We start from the raw sequence: 473 nt of genomic DNA on the forward strand, positions 1-473 counted from the left end.
CTCTTCCTCAACGCCGGCGACCCGCCCCTGGACCGGCTGGCCGACGTGGCCGCCGCGCTCGACGACAGCGGGGTGGAGTGCCTCGAACTGGCCGTGCCCTTCCCGGACTCGGTCACCGACGGACCGGTCGTGCGCCGCTCGGCCCGCCGCGCCCTGGACGCCGGCGCCACCGCCGCCGCCGTCCTCGACGCGGTCGCGGCCGTGCGGCCGCGCCTGCGCCGGCTGCGCATCGCGCTGCTCGCCGACTTCGGGCACACCGTCAAGGGCCACGGGCTCGCCGCCTTCACCGCCCGGGCCGCCGACGCCGGCTGCGACGGCCTGCTGCTGCACGGTCTGCCGCCACGGCTGCGCGAGCCCTACCTGGACGCCGCCGCGCGGGCCGGCCTGCCGGTCGTGGCCACCTGCTACGCCGTCTCCAGGCCCGAGGCCGTCGCCCGCGCCGCCGCCGACGCCTCCGCCTACCTCTACCTGGT

The 473-nt window shown here is 79.1% G+C and carries 1 protein-coding gene; it reads left to right on the forward strand.

The window, feature by feature from the left end:
• Positions 1 to 473 (forward strand): tryptophan synthase subunit alpha (locus LPA54_RS37610; protein WP_228984924.1); only part of this gene is annotated, 473 nt, incomplete at both ends.

Source organism: Streptomyces sp. DH12 (assembly GCF_020873895.1).
Classification (GTDB): Bacteria; Actinomycetota; Actinomycetes; order Streptomycetales; family Streptomycetaceae; genus Streptomyces.